The 19,890-nt window shown below is 42.7% G+C and carries 16 protein-coding genes; 5 read left to right on the top strand and 11 right to left on the bottom strand.

Translation table 11 applies throughout. The annotated features are described in order from the left end of the window. Positions 1-64 precede the first annotated feature (64 nt). The 5 genes from C1T21_RS20665 to C1T21_RS20645 form a co-directional block, all read right to left on the bottom strand. Positions 65-1,606, bottom strand: a complete 1,542-nt coding sequence (locus C1T21_RS20665) for an extracellular solute-binding protein (RefSeq protein ID WP_103049571.1) — start codon at positions 1,604-1,606, stop codon at positions 65-67. 111 nt (positions 1,607-1,717) lie between these two features. Next, positions 1,718-2,611, bottom strand: a complete 894-nt coding sequence (locus tag C1T21_RS20660) for a carbohydrate ABC transporter permease (protein ID WP_103049570.1) — start codon at positions 2,609-2,611, stop codon at positions 1,718-1,720. Between the two features lie 18 nt (positions 2,612-2,629). After that, positions 2,630-3,625, bottom strand: coding sequence for an ABC transporter permease (locus tag C1T21_RS20655; RefSeq protein ID WP_061830390.1), 996 nt, complete (start codon positions 3,623-3,625; stop codon positions 2,630-2,632). A 234-nt stretch (positions 3,626-3,859) separates the two neighbouring features. Beyond that, positions 3,860-4,636, bottom strand: a complete 777-nt coding sequence (locus tag C1T21_RS20650) for an NAD-dependent epimerase/dehydratase family protein (RefSeq protein WP_103049569.1) — start codon at positions 4,634-4,636, stop codon at positions 3,860-3,862. 242 nt (positions 4,637-4,878) lie between these two features. Beyond that, complete coding sequence (locus tag C1T21_RS20645) at positions 4,879-5,766, bottom strand: DMT family transporter (protein WP_103049568.1); 888 nt, start codon at positions 5,764-5,766, stop codon at positions 4,879-4,881. 217 nt (positions 5,767-5,983) lie between these two features. Here C1T21_RS20645 and C1T21_RS20640 point away from each other — a divergent pair, with 217 nt between their 5' ends. Then, a complete protein-coding gene (locus C1T21_RS20640) occupies positions 5,984-6,733 on the top strand; it encodes a YdcF family protein (RefSeq protein ID WP_103049567.1) in 750 nt (249 codons plus the stop codon). A gap of 103 nt (positions 6,734-6,836) precedes the next feature. On the opposite strand, the gene C1T21_RS20635 is transcribed toward C1T21_RS20640, so the two are convergent. Further along, on the bottom strand, positions 6,837-7,298 hold the full coding sequence (locus tag C1T21_RS20635) for a 2-thiouracil desulfurase family protein (RefSeq protein WP_103049566.1): 462 nt from the start codon (positions 7,296-7,298) through the stop codon (positions 6,837-6,839). 384 nt (positions 7,299-7,682) lie between these two features. On the opposite strand from C1T21_RS20635, the gene C1T21_RS20630 reads away from it, so the two are divergent. Together C1T21_RS20630 and C1T21_RS20625 are read left to right on the top strand one after the other, a co-directional pair. Continuing rightward, positions 7,683-8,312 carry a TetR/AcrR family transcriptional regulator gene (locus tag C1T21_RS20630; RefSeq protein WP_103049565.1) on the top strand — a complete coding sequence of 210 codons (630 nt, stop codon included), beginning with the start codon at positions 7,683-7,685 and terminating at the stop codon, positions 8,310-8,312. Then, positions 8,309-9,280 (top strand): alpha/beta hydrolase, encoded by a 972-nt coding sequence (locus C1T21_RS20625; protein ID WP_103049564.1) that lies wholly within the window; start codon positions 8,309-8,311, stop codon positions 9,278-9,280. The genes C1T21_RS20630 and C1T21_RS20625 overlap by 4 nt, the downstream gene beginning before the upstream one ends. Positions 9,281-9,607: 327 nt before the next feature. Here C1T21_RS20625 and sigK read toward each other — a convergent pair whose 3' ends face one another. After that, a complete protein-coding gene (sigK, locus tag C1T21_RS20620) occupies positions 9,608-10,309 on the bottom strand; it encodes an RNA polymerase sporulation sigma factor SigK (RefSeq protein WP_013311218.1) in 702 nt (233 codons plus the stop codon). A gap of 281 nt (positions 10,310-10,590) precedes the next feature. Next, positions 10,591-10,962, bottom strand: coding sequence for a hypothetical protein (locus tag C1T21_RS20615; RefSeq protein WP_103049563.1), 372 nt, complete (start codon positions 10,960-10,962; stop codon positions 10,591-10,593). Positions 10,963-11,179: 217 nt separating this feature from the next. Between C1T21_RS20615 and C1T21_RS20610 the strand changes: the two genes are divergently transcribed. Then, on the top strand, positions 11,180-11,689 hold the full coding sequence (locus tag C1T21_RS20610) for a discoidin domain-containing protein (protein ID WP_103049562.1): 510 nt from the start codon (positions 11,180-11,182) through the stop codon (positions 11,687-11,689). Positions 11,690-11,744: 55 nt separating this feature from the next. Here C1T21_RS20610 and C1T21_RS20605 read toward each other — a convergent pair whose 3' ends face one another. The 3 genes from C1T21_RS20605 to C1T21_RS20595 all read right to left on the bottom strand — a co-directional run bounded on the left by C1T21_RS20605 (position 11,745) and on the right by C1T21_RS20595 (position 19,076). After that, positions 11,745-16,322 (bottom strand): fibronectin type III domain-containing protein, encoded by a 4,578-nt coding sequence (locus C1T21_RS20605; protein ID WP_103049561.1) that lies wholly within the window; start codon positions 16,320-16,322, stop codon positions 11,745-11,747. Between the two features lie 192 nt (positions 16,323-16,514). Then, positions 16,515-17,393, bottom strand: coding sequence for a hypothetical protein (locus C1T21_RS20600; RefSeq protein WP_103049560.1), 879 nt, complete (start codon positions 17,391-17,393; stop codon positions 16,515-16,517). Positions 17,394-17,606: 213 nt separating this feature from the next. Beyond that, a complete protein-coding gene (locus C1T21_RS20595) occupies positions 17,607-19,076 on the bottom strand; it encodes an Ig-like domain-containing protein (protein WP_103049559.1) in 1,470 nt (489 codons plus the stop codon). 306 nt (positions 19,077-19,382) lie between these two features. Between C1T21_RS20595 and C1T21_RS20590 the strand changes: the two genes are divergently transcribed. Next, the gene (locus tag C1T21_RS20590) at positions 19,383-19,871 is read left to right on the top strand and encodes a hypothetical protein (RefSeq protein ID WP_103049558.1); all 489 of its coding nucleotides are present in this window, start codon (positions 19,383-19,385) and stop codon (positions 19,869-19,871) included. Positions 19,872-19,890 lie beyond the last annotated feature (19 nt).

Raw genomic sequence — 19,890 nt, 5'->3', positions numbered from 1 at the left:
ATTAAAAAGCAAGCCTCCAACTTTCTGGAGACTTGCTTTTTTCTTTATCACAATTCTTTATGTTTTATTTAATCCCCTTCTCCTTTACATAGGCTTCCCATTGTTTTGTATATTCGGTTTGGATTTTCTCCAAACCAGCTTGGTTTGCCTTTTGCAAGAAGGTCTGCAAGCCTTGATCTACATTGTCGATCAGTCCAGCTTGGAGCGGATACAGATATTGCTTCTCAACCTGTTCTAGAGCTGCTTTTTCTGCTTGATATGTCGTGTAGTCCTCTGCAAAGCCGGTAAACAGGTCAGGCTTCTGGATTTTATCCAGCTCGGCAAAAATTTTCTTCACACGGTCAAAGCCAGAATCAAACAGCATGTATTCCGGGTTACGCCAAGCCCAACTGTTCATACCTTCGCGTGAAAATCCATTAGAACTGCCGCTACCTATCATATGATAGTAACCATCTTTGACTTCGTAGTTTTTGCCTTCAATACCATATTGCGTGAGCAAGTTATAGCGTTTGTCCGTCACAAGCTTTTCATAAAAAGCTAATGCGCGCGCCGGATTTGGGCTGCTTTTTGGAATTGCAAAGCCGTTGTGAATCGGATGCACTGGAGTTGCATAACCTGTCGTCAAAGGGAATGGGTAATACTCGAGCTTCCAGTCCGGGTGAGATGCTTTGAGCTTAATGACCATATCATTAAACCGGGTTGGATTGTCACCGAAAATACTCGCCGCTTTACCAGAAGTCACTTGATCCTGAAGCGTATCTTTTACGTTTAATACGTTTTTAGGAATGAATCCTTTATCGGCCCAGCGTTTGTAAGTGTTCAGCTCTTCCTTTTGTTCATCCGAGCCCCAATATTTATAAACCTCTGTTGGTTTTTCATATTTAATACCGATGCCATAAGGCAAGGCACCTACACTCTTCGTTACTAATTCGGTATATCGGTCATGCAGATTTCCCTTGATATCGCTGTTCAGAGATACGGTTTTCATATTTGGCTCATGCTGACGTATCCCATCCATATAAGCCTCGTAACTTTTGATATCTGTCGGTTTAGGCAAATTGTACTTCTCTCGTAAATCCTCACGCCATACAAAGCCGTTAGTGACATACTCTTTATACGTGCCAGGCACGGTATAAATTTTGCCTCCGATTTTAACTCCATCCCACATGTCCTGAGGTACAAATTTTTGCAAGGCAGGTGCAGCCTTAGGCAGCAGATCGTCTAGCGGCAGGAATGCGCCCTTCTTGGCATAGGCCTGATACTGCGTCCAATCTGCAGTGAATATCAGGTCGATAGGCTGACCCGAAGACAATAACAGCTTATATTTTTGATCCCAGTCTGTCCACGTCGTATAGTTAAATTTGACGGTGGCATTCAGATCTTTTTCCGCCAACTTATTAATCTCTGCCTCAATGGTAGACAGATCCTTAGGAGCATCCCCCAGCATATAAAATTGCAGCTGAACTTTTTGGGATTTATCATCCTCTCCATTTGCTTTTTGTGCGCTGTTTCCGCTACCTCCTCCACATCCGGCTAATAGCGCCATGATGACCATTACTGCAATCAGGATGGACATGCGTTGTTTTCTTTTCTTTGTGAATGTCATGTGAATCCTCCCTTTGAAATGGTAGTCCGATTAAATAAAACGCTTACAAAGAGTGCTATTTAGATGGCACAACGTCAGCACGTCATGCCATCACAGTCCTTGAGTGCCACTTTAGCCTTTTACCGCACCAATGGTCAATCCCTTAACAAAATAGCGCTGTACGAACGGGTACAGCAGCAAAATGGGTCCAGTAACCACGATCGCCATTGCCATTTTGGTCGATTCTGTCGGCATATCATTGGAAAGGGACACACCAGTACCTGCACCCATTTGAGCGATAAATTGCATGGAGTTAATTACATTATACAGATAATATTGCAACTGGTATTTATGCGGATCGTTAATAAAGAGTGAGGATGAGAACCAGTCATTCCAGTAAGCCAAGGCCAGAAACAGCCCCACAGTGGCAATACCCGGTGTAGATAAAGGCAGCACAATTCGATAGTAAATTTTAAAATCACCCGCACCGTCAATTTTAGCGGACTCGAACAGCTCTTCCGGCATGGAGGAACGAATGAAGTTTTTCATCAAAATGATCAGAAACGGAGTCATCAATCCCGGGAAAATAAGCACTGTATACGTATCAAGCAATCCTAAATACTTCGTCAGCATAATGTACCAAGGTACCAACCCGCCTCCAAACAGCGTCGTAAAGTAAATATAGAATGAAAACGCATTGCGGTATTTAAAATCTTTGCGTGCCAGCACATATCCTGCCATCGTCATCAGGAACAGGCCTAACGTCGTGCCTACAACCGTGGTAAAAATCGTCACCCCGTATGCCCTTAACACCTCTTCAGGAAAGGTGAACACCGTCCGGTAACCTTCCAGTGAGAATTGCTGTGGTATAAAGTGATATCCATCCCTGATAATCGATTCATTACTGGTCAGTGAAGCCGAAATAATAAGTAGAAATGGAAGTAAACAAGCAATGGAAGCAATAATGATAATCACATAAGAGATAATTTTAAAAATTCGAGTGTATACATCCTCTTTGATCGCCATCCGTTTGGGTCCTCCTTTCTAGAATAAGGCATACTCGTCGTTCAACTTGCGGATAATGTAGTTCACGGTCATGATCAGTACAAAGCCGAACAAGGATTGGTATACGCCTGCCGCCGAAGCCATCCCCACATCAAAAGTCACTTTAAGCGAACGGTACACATAAGTGTCCAAAATATCCGTCGTATTGTACAGCACCCCATTGTTGCCGATTAATTGATAGAAAAGATCAAATTGTCCTTTCATAATACTACCAAGCGCAAACAACAGCAGCACAACGAATGTCGATTTAAGCATCGGAACGGTAATGTACCAGATTCGTTGAAAAATGTTGGCTCCATCCATTTTAGCTGCCTCATAATATTCGTCACTGATCCCTGTAATTGCTGCCAGATAGATCACCATACTGTAGCCGAGATTTTTCCATAAATAGAACAGGATAATCAGAAAAATCCATACCCATGGTTTGTTGTATACATCCACTCGTTCACCACCAAATTGCAGCAGCAGCGTATTCAGAAAACCATTATCATAATTAAATATGTTATACACGATGACACTTAGAATAACGAAAGAAACAAAATAAGGCAGGAACATCACGGATTGAGCAATCTTTTTAAAGTAGCGGCCTCGCAGTTCATTCAGCAAAATAGCGAGAACAATCGCTAACACGTTACCGAGTAAAATAAACGCTGCGTTGTATCCGACCGTATTCAATGTCAGTTTTGTCAGCGTGCCGGATTGCCATAGAAAGCGAAAATTTTGGAGTCCGACGAACTTGGCATCAAACAGACTGGTATTAAAGTCGAACTGAGTAAATGCATAATAAATACCCACCATAGGAATGTAGGAATTAATGAAGAAAAAAATTAAAGTGGGCAACAACATCAGAAATAATACGCGATTGCGGAACAGTTCATAGAAAAAACCGTGTTTTCTACCCGTTCCCAGCCTCTTACCATTCAGGCGGGAATCCGTTGCAAGCATTGCAGAATTTTTGGGCATAGGCTGATTCAATGTGAGTCACTCCCCCTCTGTGTACGTTACCGACAGCAAGGTTTGTAGCACCGCCGCCGTATAACTATATTTTATGTAAGCGCATTCAAAATGAAAAGTGAAGCCTCTCATGCTTCATGAACAAAGGAGTGTCCTGAGGAGTGAACAATTCGGATATTTGTGAAGTTTTGTGTAATATGAGGCGCCTGATCGACGCCTTGAGCCCATTCACAAAGCATATTTGAACGATCTACTCTATTCCTTTTGTCCACCCTGAAAAGTGGTTTCATCCTGTTTCACCCGAAATCCGATTTTCTTGGCCTGCTCCAGCAGCTCAGCGGCATTATCCTGCGGCTTATATCCGATTAGTTCTTCCAAGTAGCCAATGTCATAATAATTATCCGTATTGGCTGACGTACCGTACAAATTAAGATAACTCATCTCCGGACGAGCTTCGATACAGCAGACGGTCAGACGGATCATATCGCGCTCGGAAATCCAAATATGAGCGGCGCGCTCCGAATGGGGCCGATCATCCCCAGGAAAATTTCCGATACGGATATTCATTGAAGATATTTTGCCCTGATCGGCATACAGCCGTCCCAACAGTTCAATGTAGCACTTACTCAATCCATAAAAACTGTCTGGTCGGTAGGGATCTTCTACATCTATGCTTTCGCCTACTTTATAAAACCCTGTGGCATGATTGGAACTGGCAAAAACAATACGCTTTACCCCATTTTTCACCGCAGCTTCATACAGCTTGTAGGCTCCGCTAACATTGCCAGACAGCACTTTGCCGAGGAAATCCCCTTCATCCTTGATCCATGCAAAATGCAGTACCGTATCCACTCCGCGCGTCAGCTCATCCAGTCGTGCAGCATCATGTATATCCATTTCCACAATCCCTGCCTCTTCATCCCTCTTCACATCAGCAGCGGTTATTTCATATTTACCTTCCGCTTGTAGCCCTTCATACAATACTTTCCCAATTGTACCTGCCGCACCTGTAATCAATAATTTTCGTGCCATCGTCCGCATCTCCCTTCTTTGCTTGGTTGTATGCTGTCATCCATATCATAATTTTAACCAACTCCCCAGGGAGGAAACCCCTTAAACTCTCGAATTCGGTAGGTCATAGCCCACTTAGCTGTGTCTCCTGTTAGCATATAAAAAGGGACCCTGCTACTGTGCAAGAGTCCCTTGTTGTTACTTTGTTTCAAATTCTATGTTTCAAGTTGTATCTTTCAATTTCTTTGTTTCAACTACTACGTTCAAGCTTGTCGTACTACTCTCGCTCTGCGATTAACCAAATAAATGCTAAGCCCGATTAAGATCAACCCGATCAGCAGGAAAGCCGTAATCGCTTCGCCCAGCACCAACGAGCTGACAAACACCGAGATCACAGGCACCAAAAACGTATAAGACGCAACCTTACTCGCATCCCCTGAATTAACAAGTGTGAAATACAGCAACCAGGAAAGTGAAATTCCCAGCACCGTGCCGAATATCAGCCCTGACACATACGGGACATTCCATACGATATCTGACCAGCTTTCCGTCACCGTTCCAGCTCCCGTCAGCACGATGCCTCCCAGTGTACATTGAAATGCAACCAGCCACAGCGAATCGACACGCTGGTTTACCTTTTTCACATATACCGTTCCCAATGCCCAGCTCACGGCTGTAATAATGGCGATGATTACACCTGCCACAGCCACATGCCCTGAAAATCCGCCGACACTGACAGCTGCAACACCCAAAAATCCGATGACCAATCCAAGCACCTTGAGTCTGGACATCGCTTCCCCTAGCCACATCCATGCAAAAATGCCGACCAGCACAGGCTGGAGATATACCAGCACGGAAAACAAGCCGGAGGGGACGTACATCAGTCCCACTGTTTGCAGGCCATAAAACAGTACCACGTTAAAAATACCTGAAATAGCATACACCCGCCAATTTTCTTTCCAACGAATGCGATTCCATCTCGGTACTAAAATTGCTCCTAATAGCAGACCGCCCAGCAGTGTACGTAGCCCTGCAAACAACAATGGAGGTGTGAATTCCAATGCCACTTTATAAATGGGCCAAGAAATGCCCCACAATACAACCAGTAGCGCGATCATCATCATCCGCTTGGCTGTCGTTAACTCTCCCATGACGCTATCGCTCCTCTATGAAAAAAATCACTAGATTTTATATATTACGCCTACAGAACAACTTTATCAAACAAAAAATATGTATTGGAAAGCTCTACCTTTCATGCCCGCTTGTTCATCGAGGTATGTCTTCGGACAGAGGAATCCAGTCATTTGCCTATGTTACAATATACCAAAAAGACTTATAAAGCTTATAAGGATAGGAGGTTGTCTGCACTTGATTTATATCATCAAATTTTTGTACAGCTTTGTGCTCCCTCCCGGTTTGTTCATCCTCGTGATGGCAGGGCTCGTGATCTGGATATGGAAAAAGGCACGTATACCTGCGGTCGTACTGCTTCTTGTCACATTGCTGCTGTACGTTTCCTCGACCAATTTGGCTGGTGATTTGTTAATCAGTAGCCTGGAAAAACAGTACCCACAACCCCGTACTATTCAAGGCGATGTCATTGTTGTACTTGGGGGCGGAGCCACAGAAGGAACTCCCGACATCAATGGACAAGGCAATCTGCTAGGATCTGCGGCTAATCGACTGCTCACTGCGGCCCGACTGCACGAAGCAACAGGCTTACCCATTCTTTTCTCCGGTGGGCAAGTGTTTGGAGACAGTGGTAATGAAGCGAATATTGCGCAAAGGCAGCTGCTAGGACTCGGTATTCCGGCTAAGGACATCCTGATCGAAAACCGTTCTTTGAACACACAGCAAAATGCCGTATATACATCGCAAATTTTGGGAAAACATCAACTCACTAGACCTGTTCTGGTGACCTCCGCTTTCCATATGCCACGTGCTGCACTGGAATTTCAGCGTGCAGGCATACAGGTCATAGCTTATCCTACCGACTATCTGGCAAGTGAAAAGCTGTCACTGTATGCTGGCAAGCTCTCGCCGTCTGCTGGGGCCATGTCTACAACCGGAACAGCCCTCAAGGAATACCTAGGAATTCTTGCATTAAAGCTTAAATAATACGATGTCTATATTGTATGGCGGCACACAGCACAAACAAGCGTCTTGCGCTCGCAGGTATAAGCCTGTAAGCTAGCAAGGCGCTTGATCTACCATTTCATATTTAATCCAAGAAAATATCCGATATTTGTTCTTCCGATATGACCTTAAAGCCTTCCTTTTTTAACAAAGCCGAGGTTACCCCGTTACCTGCTATTTTACGGTTTTCGAATGACCCATTATATATTGCTGCTGATCCGCAGGACGGGCTGTTTTCTTTTAAAACAACAAATGTTGCGTTAACCTCTCTGGCTATATTCAGGGCTTCGTACGCACCTCTAATGTACATATCGCTGACATCGTTGCCTGAGAACTCGACCACCTTGGCTGTGCCGTTCAGCACATCCTCGCCTGTCCCTCCAATAATCTCAGCAGGCTCTCTCGGAGTCACAAAGCCCCCCAAAAGCTCAGGACAGATCGTCATAGCTTTCTTTTCCTTTACCAACTTCTGAATATGTATATCCAGACTATCCGTCCCGTTATATCGTACCTTCATGCCCGCCAAACACGAACTTACCAGAATCATTAGCTTCCACCTCATATCCATTGCATTCACTATTAAGTAGTTAAAGTATAAACAAATTTTCTCGTAGAGTCATCGTGCGAAAATTTAGGCTCGCCACTACGTCCACGTTCCGTAAGGATATTCGTCCAGCTGATGACATAACCATAATCCTGCACTCTATCCATACCATTTTGAACTCTGTTTGAAATACAAATAATGAAAAAAGGCCCTAATTAGTACCTTCAAATACTGCGGAGTTCTACGTATCTCCTTTGTCATTTATCCCTTCTGTTTGTAAGTAAAATAAATTCACTCTTGCTATAAGTCGTAATTTAAGATATATTATTAATTAAATAATCATTCATTTAATTAATAAAAGTTTAGTTTAAAGAGAGGGGAATACATTTGGCAAGACCCATCAATGAAGAAAAAAGACTGGAGCGGCGTAAACGTATCCTAGAAGAAGCTGTTGTCCTGTTCGCAGAAAGTGGATATTCTAATACCACAACGGCTATCATTGCGCAGAGTGTGGGAGTGACTCCTGGAACCATTTTTCAATATTTCCCCAGCAAAGAAGCTTTATACTACGCCGCTGTCCTTGAGCCGCTTGCTGATATTCAGGTGAAATCGCTTGCTTGTCTACAACAAGAGGGGACGCCGGGCGTATTGATTAAGAACATGGTGGCAGAACAATTCAACCATATCTACTTCTATATAAATGAATTGCGGCTTGTTCAATCTGTCTTAGGACAACGAATAAGATACCCTGAACTTACACAGAAGGTCCTTGAAAGTATAAAGGTAATGACAGATGCGATCGAATGCGTCTATGCCAAGGGACAGTTAATGGGAGAATTCAACAAAAGCTTTTCTCCAGCAATGATCTCTCGTGCCTATATCTCTTTCTTAAATGGAGTGGCCTTAACTCTTGAAGAAAGTATTATTCATCATCCCGAGTGGGAAAATCTGAAGGGGCATGCCTTTTATTTGTTCGCCCCCATACAACCTAAAGAAAAACTGGAGGAATCTGAATGAGTCAGGCATCATTACAACCCGATCTGACATTTAACGTTCGTGTGAAAAAACGAAAGAAAATTTTATGGAGCCTAGGCATCGTGCTCTTGCTTGTGATGGCTCTTGTATTTTTTATATCTTATAAAGTAGTAGACACCTTGTTGCACCATCCTAGGGACACTAATGTCAGCTACGGATTGAATATCGATAAAACTCCCTACGAAGAGGTCGAGTTCAAGAGTCTGAAAAATGATAATACGATTAGAGGTTCCTTCTTTCCTGCAAGTGGTCTTGGTAAATCAAGTAATAAGACGATTATTGTCGTCCATGGATATACGAGCAATCGTTTAGTCAAAGGGCGGACCCAAAAGTTAGTAGAGCATTTCGTTCCGAAAGGCTACAATGTATTGGCATTTGACCTCAGCTCACAAGGTAAATCCGATGGTGATTTGATTACACTGGGCTTCAATGAAAAATACGATTTGCTAGGAGCTGTAAGCTATTTAAAATCCAGAGACCATACGGGTGATAAGATTGGAGTTATCGGCTTTTCAATGGGTGCTGCTACTTCTTTGCTAGCCGCAAGTGAAAGTGATGACATCAAAGCCGTAATTGCGGATAGTCCTTTTCGTAATGCTGGTCTATTTCTGAGAGAGGGTTTGCCCTTCTTTTCAGGTTTACCTGCGTTTCCATTCAGTTATACATCGACATGGATGGCAAATTGGGCCTTTAAGGTTGATCTTGATTCCATATCTCCTATGGATGCGGTAAAAAAGATGCAAGACAAGCCAGTTATGCTCATTCATGGTACTGGAGATCAGCAAATTAGTTATAAAAATACAGAAATTATTTACGAGTCCTTAAAAGATAACCCAAAAGCAGAAGTATGGTACCCGCAAAATACGGAGCACATCGATGCCATCAACCATTACCCCACTGAATATTTCAAAAGAGTAGATCGATTTTTGGATGAGTATGTAGGAAAATAAATTCAGTCCAAGAGAGCCAACTAGCGAAGGAGCTTGTCCTGACGAAGTAAAAATACCCAATAATATCAAGCATTTTTAGCCTGTAGTGTAGAAAACCACTACAGGCTTTTATTTGCGTTTTAAATGAAAACACATAGCAAAATAGTTATTATTTAAGCGAAAAGGAGCAGTTGTTTTTATAAGATAGCCTTAGGTAAGAATATTGGATGGGCAGAGGGGGATGCAATTTAAACACGCCTCTGAAAAGAAGCAAGTAATTGAATTATGAAAAAGACCTAAAAAGGCCCTGTTAAGGGCCTCAAGCGGCTTCATATATCTCCTTATCCATTACCCCTTCTGCTTGTAAAACTCATGGTACAACTTCATCAGCGCGCGCTTTTCGATTCGTGACACGTACGAGCGCGAAATTCCCAGTTCTCGTGCAATTTCCCGCTGTGTTCGTTCTTCTCCTCCGGCTTCCAGGCCGAAGCGGCCGATCACCACTTCTTTTTCGCGCTCATCTAAAATATCCAGGTTGCGATAGATTTTACTCTTCTCGATTTTGAGTTGTACTTTATCTACAATATCGTCCGCCTCGGTGCCGAGGATATCAATCAAAGTAATCTCGTTGCCTTCCTTATCAGTCCCTATAGGATCGTGGAGAGATACGTCTTTGCGTGTTTTTTTCAGAGATCGCAAATGCATCAGGATTTCATTTTCTATACAACGGGCTGCAAATGTTGCCAGCTTGGTGCCTTTCCCAGTCTGAAAGCTTTCAATGGCCTTGATCAGTCCGATGGTACCGATGGATATAAGATCCTCCAAATCTTCGCCGGTGTTATCGAATTTTTTCACAATATGGGCCACCAGCCGTAGGTTATGTTCAATGAGTGTGTTACGGGAGTGTGCGTTGCCTTCGGCAAACAGCTTTAGGTGTCGAGCTTCCTCTTTCTCAGTCAATGGCTGCGGAAAGGCGTTGTTTTTCACGTAGGAAACGAGTAGCGTCAATTCCTTGATGAACAGAGCGATAGCGCTAAATAGTCCGGGCACGGATGACACCTCCTGAGGTAGTTGCGAACTTACCGGCCTTTGTTACTTACCGGGCTTGCGGTCTGTTTATTGTATGTAGGCAGGTGCCCATCCGTGCCTGTACTCCGAAAACTGCCCCGTAGCAATTTACTGGATATCTTTCTGGAGCAACTTCCAATACTTAATTCGAAACGTAGAGATCTCTTCGATACAAATCAATGCACTCCATATAGCCAGGGGGAAAGCTGGGATAGCTTTACATTATTCAACACTTGGTTTCCTCATTTTCTTTCAGTAGAGCATTAACTTCTTTCTAAATATGACAATGGGAGTGGGGAATAGACCATTGTATCTCCATCTTCATCTCGTTTTAAAACAATAGCAAACTCAGCACCATTACTTTCATCGCCTCTTGGCAATGGAAATATCATAGCCGGACAACGCAACTCATAATTATGAGAAAATTCTTTTCGAAAGTTCTCTAAAGCATAATTCAGAATCGCATCTATTTTGTCAGTAAGCACATTAAATCCACCTATTACAAAATCATTATATTCTTGGGAAGTCGTGTACTTCTCAAATAATTTTCTTTTATATTCCTCAACAGTACTAAAACAAACTTCCCAATCCAAAGGGAATATGCCGTCTCCCAAATAATAAGTGTATATTTTCATATTCTATCCATTTCCTTTCTCGCACCTTAATTAGTTATTTATATTCTAAACATGCAACTCCCCGCCCGCAAATGAGCTTGCTATTATGATGTTGGACCGCTTAAACACTAGTATGCATTCTATCATCAAGGAATATATTCATAGAGAGTTCCATATAAATGATATAAATCAACCTTTTCAACACATTCAAAAATTAAACTAAAGGGGGAATTTCAACATGGCAAAATTCAGCCAAAATCCAGACAACTATACTTTTTCCGTAGATCCTGTTGTTATAGCAGAGGAAAATGTTTCAACCAACGGGGATTCTAAAAATACTTTTCCGAAAAATGTTTTAGTCGATAATAATCTCTATTGGGAGAGCAGTTTAAGCGGTAAAGGTGGAGAAATCATCTTCAAATTAGATACAGGTAAGACGATCAATGATATTCTTTTAGCTCAGCCATCTTCTCGAGCTTTTATACTTTCATTTTCTTTTCACGGCTCTAATGACGGAGAAAATTGGTTTAGGTTAGGTGAAGTCGAAACTTTGCCAACCACTGCAAAAACAACCTATCAATTTAGTAATGAGATTCCTTTTTCATATTATAAAGTAGCTGTACTTTCCTCCGGGATGAGTAGTACAACCTCCTATTATGGTATACGATATATTCAGCTAAGAACCGCACTCATTAATGGCGTTCCTGCCTACAGAGCATCCAATATAAACCCCGCTATTGCGGAATAAGTTAAGTTAGTACACACAAAAAAAGGGGCTGGCCAACGCCGCCCCTTGATTCGTTCTATTTCATTTGTAGCATGTTATAAATCATCTCAGCCGCTTCCGCCCGTGTGACCTCCTGTTTGGCACGGAAGCTACCATCTGGATATCCTTGTACTAAATTAATCTCGGTTAGACCAAGTACATCCTTTCTGGCCCACTCTACAATTTGAGAGGAATCTGAGTATGCACTGCTTTCTTGCTGTGGTGTAGCTTTGATAATGTTATTCACCATTTTAGCCGCCTGCTCACGGTTAATGACCCGATCTGGGCCAAATTCTCTATTACTAAACCCACGAGCGACCTGATCTTTAATCGCCGTTTTGAGCAGATCAACGTACCACGCCGATGGATTGATATCCTCGAAGCCTAAAGTCACATCCGTTTCGAGCGGTAATTTCAAGGAACGGACCAGCATAGAAGTGAACTCCATACGCGTCACAGGTCTGTTCGGCTCAAATAGCGTGTGAGTTGTTCCCTTTACTACACCCAAATCGGCAAGCACATTTATTTTTTCTTTATTAAATACCCGATCAATGTCACTAAAATGATTTGCCTTCGTCTTAACGGTTGAATCTTGAATGTGCTTTGTTTCTATCGGCTCCTTTACAACAGGTTGAATCGGTTTTACACTCTCCGCCCCTCCTGCTCCACCCCCTGCGTCCAAAGTATTACCCGTTGTTTTTCCGTGCGCTTGTTTTGCTTCTGTGCGTTTTCCTTGACTATTTTCTGCCCAAAGTTGAACGGTATACAACTGCTTCTCTTTAAGTTGTTTCCAGATATAGCTTCGATCCTTACCACGATATAGCTCTGTTCCTCCTTCACTAGCGAGAACGAAAATATCATTTTTATGTTCTGACTCCCAATGGATGATAAACTCACTATTCTTTGTTTCTGTCTTTGAAAACGCAAACGCTGGAGACGGCAGCGTCTCGACCTGATCTTCTGTCTGCTTACCTTCACCACTTGTGTTCAATGGCTTGACGGTAATACGATACAATGTAGAACTATCCAATCCATCTACTTTAAATTCATGGGAGGTCGTATGACCGATAAGCACCCTGTTTTGGTAGACATTGTAAGCATCTGCACCCGAAGCTTCTTTCCACGTAACAACCAAATCGGTATCTGTTACTTCTTTCACAGTCAATCTATTGTCTGGTATTTGACCTGGCAAAGCGCGATACGTAAAGGGAGCTATATTACCTACCCCCGTTGTATTCACGGCCTGTATACCAAACGAGTAAATCATACCAGGCTGGATATCTGAAAGCTTAATATGAGTATCTCTGGTGTTAAAAACTTCCCCCGTATCTCTGCGGAATACAGTATATTGATAAGCGCTCTTGATTTCATCCCAGCTCAGCGAAATCTGGCCATCCTCAAGTTCTGTAACATTAACATTTTGTACTTGAGGAGGAAGTGTCAGCAGCTTACCCAACGCTGGCTGGCTGAAACCACTACTGTTCCCACTGCTCACTTGAAAATCATAGTTTTTCCCACCTGTTAAACCAGATACAACCACACGTGGTTCCGTACTATAAAAATTTTGACCGTTGATCGTTACCTTATATTGAGTTGCCCCATCAACCGGGGCCCATATCAACGTGGCATCGTGCTCGCGAACATCTTCAGTTGCAAGTTGCACAGCCAAATCAGGTAGTGTTAATGCGTTGATAGATGTATCTTTGCCTGTACCACTTCGATTGTAGGCTCGTATTTTAATATTGGCAGATCTACCTGCAGGCAAGCCCTCAAAAGTATAAGAATGGATACCACGCGCAACCCGCACCTTCGGTTCATCGTTAACATTCAAGATGTATCCTTCAGCCCCCTGCACATCCTGCCACGCAACACCGATAGCATACACATCCTTCGTCACACTTGATATTGTAGTTACTCGATCAGGTAAAGTGATGACTCCTAGATGGGCATAGTCTCCGAATCCTGTTGCATTTTCAGCGGAAACGTTATAACCATACTCTGTTCCTGCCTGAAGATCAGTATCGGTAAATTCTGTATACACATCTTTATAAACCGAGACTTCGTCACGTTCTAGGGCGTAGTAGGTGGCAGTGATTACAGAATTCCACTTCAAATCGATTCCATCTTCTCTTACAGTTACATTCCGGAATCCGTTCGGGCTGTCTGGTAGGCTTAGAAAAGATACATGCTTTGCTGTACCCTCTCCAGTGTCATTAATAGCTGATACAGAAACATCGTAATATTTACCAGGCTTCATTCCCGTAATTGGATTATACACATCCTGTGTAACCGTATCCTTAAATATGATTTCTCCCGTACTTACGTCCGCTGCTGTAATGTTATATTTGTTAGCTGATGAAACTGGCGTAAAGTCAGCCAAGATTTCTGTAGAATGACGTGAGACAGGTCGTAACTGGATATGATCAGGAGCAGCAGGTAACGTTAATACATGGACTCGATTGGAATACGCATTGCCTCCTACATGATTACTAGAACGGACTTCATATTCGTATTGCCGTCCTCCTTGCAGCCCTCTATCTGTAAAAGAATTTGCCGGATGCGTAACGTCCCAAACCTCATTAGTTGTTAGATTTCGGACTGTATAAACGTAACCATCATCAAGGACCGACGGGAGAGTCCACTGCAAATCAGCTTCCGTATTTCGTACGGATGTCGCAGAGAGCACAACCGACTGGGGCTGCTTTTGAATGCGAAGTGCACTGCTGACCGTTTCATAATTATTACCCACCTTGTCTTTGACCTTGGCATGAACATACCATTCGCCTTCATCTGAAAGATCCATCTGGATTGTTGTATCGGCTGTAGCATCCCAGTTTTCGGGTGAATCAGGGCTGTTCGTGATTTTATACTGCATTGTGGATAACTCAATCCCCGAATGCTGATCGGCATATCGTATCCTCACATGAATATGGGTATCTTTCCATTCACGCGAATCCGGCGTCAGTTGGATTGTCGGTGGTTCCAAATCAATATAAGACACCGCGGACACCGGATCGCTTCGATTTCCAGCCGCATCTACAGCTTGAGCAGTCAATTTTACGATACCCGAACCATTCAATATTCCAAACGAACCAGGAACATAGGCGCCAGAACCCAATTGATATTCATAATGTACTGCTGTAGTATCCGTCGCACCCGATAGAGCAAACTGCACTGGCTTATTGGTATATCGAGTAGATGTCGTCACCTCGGAAAACGTAACTTTCGGAGGCGTTGGCTGGGTTCGATCAATCATAACCGATTGAGTCACGATTGGACTAGACACGTCGAGATTATTGATCGTCCGTGCTGCTAATTCGTAAGTCCCTTCTGCGTTTAATGTAAAAGTGCCATTGTATGTCCGCCACTCCCCTAATGGACCCAAGCGATACTGTGTCATCTTAATTCCATTTGTAGAGTCACTTCCTGAATCAAGGGTAACATTCACATCACGGATCGTTGGCCCTGTCTCGCTAGCCCGGATGGCAGGAGCCGTCGGTCCCTTTTTATCAATGGTGACTTCTTTACTTACTTCTTGGCTCACATTACTGACGCCGTCAATGGAGCGTGCATATACCGTGCTTTTACCATCTTTATTCACATGAAACACTCCACTATAATCCTGCCAATCTTGATTCACAACGCCCGTCAAACGAAATTGAGTATGGGCTAGTCCAGAATAATCGTCTACACCCGGTTGTAATGAAATGGTGTAGTCATTACTATTTCCCGTTGCGCTTAGGGTGGGTGGAGTTGGAGGCATCTTGTCTATTCGGACATTCCCGGAAGAAAGACCACTATACTGGTTATTTACGTCCACTGTCCGGGCATAAATTGTATTTACACCATGGTCATAGACAGTGAAAGGCCCGGTGTATTGCTGAAATGCTCCTCCATTCAGGCTATATTCATAGTATTTTAGTCCTTCAGGAGCCACGTCTCCATCTATCCAAACGGTTACAGGTTCTTTGGTCCACCCTGTGATCGCTTGTCCCTCTGTACCTGCATGGATCTGAGGTGGTTTAGGCATTAGGTCCGATTTGGGAATAACACGGATTCCAAACTTGGATATTTCAACACTTGTCTGTTGGCTATCTCCCACCGCTCTGAAATATCGAACATCTCTTAATGTAATAGAGTCGGTGATATCTAACCATTTTCCCTGATAATATCTATCCGCATAGAATTTCGTTACATTAGTCCATGTATATAAGTTCGTTCCATTAGGCCTCCAACTGTCGCCTGCTGCGTTATTAGATGCATATATATCAGTATGATAAGACCCTTCAATGTAAACAAAAATCCTGTAATCCGAAGTCTTAATGGATCTTCCAATATCAATAAAACGATTTGTCGGCTGCGTAGTACCATCACATTTATACCTGGCCGAACCCATGCCAGTATATACTTCCGTTGCTCCTATCCCATTTCCTGACCAAGAACCCCAGCTGTCGCCTCCACCCGGCAAATTGTTTTGGCAAAAAGGGCCCCCAATGATCTCCTGAGCAGCAGCTGATACCCTTTCCGGAAATATGGGAATCATCGTTAATAGTAGGAATACAGCCAAAAATCCATACACCCACTTCCTTACCTTTCGCTTATTTTTTCGATACATACACTTCTCCTTACTTTATTTTATTTTCAAAGAGTTTTACAAACTCGCTTCGGGTAAATAGAAAAAGCACCTCAAACGAAGGCATTAATGCCTAGGTTTGAGGTGCTTCCTCTATATCACGAGTATGTTTTGAAGCTATTATACTTCGTTCCAAGCAGGATGTAAACAGAACTGACAAATTATTTGAAGATGTTAATGAATCTGAACGCCCAAGTTCCGAAAAAATCCTCGCATATTCTGCATGTAAGAATCTTGAGTAGCGGAAGATTCCTTAAGAAGATTTTGCATACTGTTCAAAAAAGCAGAAGCTGATGTTGTATCAGCTTTGTCAAACCGATTGTTTAACGGTGTGTTATTTAGCAACTCTGCGTTCTGTCCCGTGCGTTCCTTGTATTTCTCAATCCAATCGGGATGTTGAGGAACCTTTTGCGCAAAATTTAACAGTTGGCTCAGCCCATTTCCACCACCTTTAATATCATTCATGTACGCCGTATATTTTTGAGGATCGACCTGCTTCATCACTTCTGATAGCTTGACATAATCCTCAGGAGCACCTGACGGACGATCTATTGGAGTCGTGTAGCTAATATCTCCGGTCTCTGGATCAGTGGATCGTGTTAAAGCAATACCAGCAATCTGGTTCATGGTTTCGAGAAATTCTTTGGCCTTGTCGCCTTCCATGTAATGATCAGCAATATACTTGGATTGAGTGACTCCCATCTCCAGCAGCACAGCACGCTGACTCTCATCCGTTACTGTTCCGTCGACGATAAAATTAGATTGAATCATACTGTACACTGCATTAGACACTTCTTCTGGCTGACCTTCCAAAACCCGGTTTAATGAATCATTGATCTGTGTTGTACCGAAATACTTGGCAGCCTGTGATACAATAGCCCCTTCGGCCAACTGTCTACCGGCTTCACTAATCTCCACGGAGTCTTGAACTACCACTCTGGAGACCTGTTCTTCATGAAGCTGGGGTGGTGGAGCTTGCTTGCTTGTCGGATTGATCCGTAAACTACTCGCATTAAGAATCGCTTGCTGTGCTCTAAGAGGTCCAAAATTCATCCTATTTCCTCCTGTCATGTTTGTAACAGGCAATCTAAGGCGTATGTATAGTGTAATGTGACCCTGTTTCTATATATATCGGACAAAGCATATATGGAATGAATATATGCTTTGTCCCAAAAATGAACAAATATTGAAACGAACTACTTTTGTTTCAAATATAAAATACTCAAGCAACAAGTTACCTAAAGTTTTAGCTTAATACCCCGTCCATCAACCACCATAAATACTATAGGCAAAGTGATATACAATATCCGTGTCTATAATCGAAGTACCTGACACCTGAACGGCTACCCCTGATAGATCATAATAGTGTGTAAAACTGATGGCTCCAGACAGGTATTCCGCTATACTTCCAGTGGAAGATGGCAGGGAAAGAGTCACACTAAAGGCTCCATTCTGATCCGTATAAGCCGTGCCTGTACGAGTACGATTCCCGCTGCTTTCAGTCCAGTTCTGATTCAACCATGTCACATCAACAGGCGCATTTGCCACTGGATAACCATCAGTTGTCTTAACTACACCCTTCACGGTAAAGTTGCTGCGTTGATTAGCCCGATAATGACGACCATATGAGTAGTTCGGATAATCATTAGGGCCATTAGGAGAATCATAGCCGGTAATTTCAATTTTGCCAGCTCGAAGCACCGGCTTCAGTGTAAGTGTGTACAAATGATTGGGTGAATACTGATTGGTTGTGTACACTCGCACATAGTAGGTTCCTGTATTTAAGCTAACATTATGATTTGTTTGCGGCAAAAGCACCATTTGGTTTCCGGTAAGAGCTCCGTAGACTTCCGCTTTGTAGCCATAACCGTCCGAAACACTGTCAAGCTTTACGTTCAAAGCATCATAATTGCGGCTGGCAGGGATCGTAACTTGGTACCAGTCATTATCAATGCCTGAATGAATAGAGCGTGAATTAAGCGATGAACCGCCCGTACTAAAGGTAAAGTTATAGGCATGGAAAGCACTCTCATCTGGTTCATATGCATCGTAGCTGGAACTTGTATCGACCGTTAAATAGAAAGGATCATTGATGCTGGAACCTTTTTTGGCATGGACAGCAATCGCATATGCCTTTTCATATCCGGCAGCGTTGCGGGTTCCTACGTTTTCAGGAAGTGAGGCAGCCCCCTGTTCATAATTGTTAAAATAAGTACCATAGGTGGATGCATCAATGGCATTAGGATTAATGTCTCCTGTAGTCATATCAAATTCATATAAGTATAAGTCATAGTCAAGCTGGGCTGAAAATGGACCATCCAACTGGGACTGCAACAATTCACCAGGCTGCAAATAGATAGGGTATAAAAATTGTGTACCTCCTTCTTGCGTAATCGTACCGGAATACGTAGCAGAAGAAGCTGTGGCTGAAGCAGCCATTGGGCTTGCTTTCAGCGAAGAAATAGATTCCCTTTTCAATGAGGTTGTCTCTGGTGTCTTGAAGTTGAGATTTTCTTGCATGACATAAACCGAAGACGTAACGCTGTCTGGCTTGTCTGCCCGCGTTAAACGCTTAATCACATCTTCATTTACAGTTGTTAGCTGAATATCGGATTCCACTTTAATCGCTTGATTCGATGTAGCCTCCGTGTTTTCACTCGCATTCGCAGTCATTTCGAAAGCAAACAGGAGCATCATGCTTAACATTACTGCAATAGCCTTTTTGAACCTCTTCATACTGAAATCCCCTCTCAAATGGTTTAAGGAATTCCCGCTATCCCCGGATAAACCAGGGCGATTTCTAGGCTGTATGGCTCTATCATAATACATTTTTGGTTCAAATGGAATATACTTGTTAAAACATTCTTATTTGTAATTGTATATGAATAGGTTTAGGTTAATCAACTTAATTTCGACACTATTTTACCATAAAAATCCTACCATTCTCTTATTTATACGATATAATCAAATAATATGGATAGTTCCTTCAGACTATTAAATGAATCGAATTACCCATAATATACATAAAAAAGGGGAATACAGATGAAAAAACTTAGCCTGTTTATGTTAGTATTATGTTGCTTCTCCATTTTGGCAGCCTGCTCTACCGATCCGGTTAAAAAAGATTTAATCACGTATGTAAATGATGGAATGCTTCCTTTGGCACAAGATGAAAAAGCAGTTACTGATAAGTATGAAGCTGTGACCGGAGATAACTTTACAGATGATGTTACACTATATAATGCTTTAAAAGACGATATCATCCCGGAATACACCAAATTTGTTGGTAAGTTAGAAGCTGTAAAGACGGAGACCCCTGAGGTAAGAGCCGTCCACGAAACCTACATCAAGGCCGCTAGTACTCAAAAGGAAGCCTTCATTAAGATGCTCGATGCGTTGGATAAACAGGATATGAACTTAGTCAATGAAAGTAACACCAAGCTCAGCGAAGGTAGAAAGCTATTTAGAGATTTTGGCGAACAGGTCAACACACTTGCCAAAGAGCATGATGTTACTTTGAATAAGAAATAAATAAAAAACTCCCATTATG

Source organism: Paenibacillus sp. F4 (genome assembly GCF_002894905.1).
GTDB classification, from domain to species: Bacteria; Bacillota; Bacilli; order Paenibacillales; family Paenibacillaceae; genus Paenibacillus; species Paenibacillus polymyxa_B.
Note: the sequence above shows the minus strand (reverse complement) of the source record. Positions and strands in the feature narration are given on the sequence as shown.

What these genes read in the sequence shown, in the direction of transcription:
- C1T21_RS20650 (WP_103049569.1), bottom strand. Translation starts at nt 4,636, where the DNA reads ATGGCACGAAAATTATTGATTACAGGTGCGGCAGGTACAATTGGGAAA.
- C1T21_RS20625 (WP_103049564.1), top strand. Translation starts at nt 8,309, where the DNA reads ATGAGTCAGGCATCATTACAACCCGATCTGACATTTAACGTTCGTGTG.
- C1T21_RS20665 (WP_103049571.1), bottom strand. Translation starts at nt 1,606, where the DNA reads ATGACATTCACAAAGAAAAGAAAACAACGCATGTCCATCCTGATTGCA.
- C1T21_RS20605 (WP_103049561.1), bottom strand. Translation starts at nt 16,322, where the DNA reads ATGTATCGAAAAAATAAGCGAAAGGTAAGGAAGTGGGTGTATGGATTT.
- C1T21_RS20645 (WP_103049568.1), bottom strand. Translation starts at nt 5,766, where the DNA reads ATGGGAGAGTTAACGACAGCCAAGCGGATGATGATGATCGCGCTACTG.
- C1T21_RS20600 (WP_103049560.1), bottom strand. Translation starts at nt 17,393, where the DNA reads ATGAATTTTGGACCTCTTAGAGCACAGCAAGCGATTCTTAATGCGAGT.
- C1T21_RS20635 (WP_103049566.1), bottom strand. Translation starts at nt 7,298, where the DNA reads ATGATTCTGGTAAGTTCGTGTTTGGCGGGCATGAAGGTACGATATAAC.
- C1T21_RS20610 (WP_103049562.1), top strand. Translation starts at nt 11,180, where the DNA reads ATGGCAAAATTCAGCCAAAATCCAGACAACTATACTTTTTCCGTAGAT.
- C1T21_RS20595 (WP_103049559.1), bottom strand. Translation starts at nt 19,076, where the DNA reads ATGAAGAGGTTCAAAAAGGCTATTGCAGTAATGTTAAGCATGATGCTC.
- C1T21_RS20615 (WP_103049563.1), bottom strand. Translation starts at nt 10,962, where the DNA reads ATGAAAATATACACTTATTATTTGGGAGACGGCATATTCCCTTTGGAT.
- C1T21_RS20660 (WP_103049570.1), bottom strand. Translation starts at nt 2,611, where the DNA reads ATGGCGATCAAAGAGGATGTATACACTCGAATTTTTAAAATTATCTCT.
- C1T21_RS20590 (WP_103049558.1), top strand. Translation starts at nt 19,383, where the DNA reads ATGAAAAAACTTAGCCTGTTTATGTTAGTATTATGTTGCTTCTCCATT.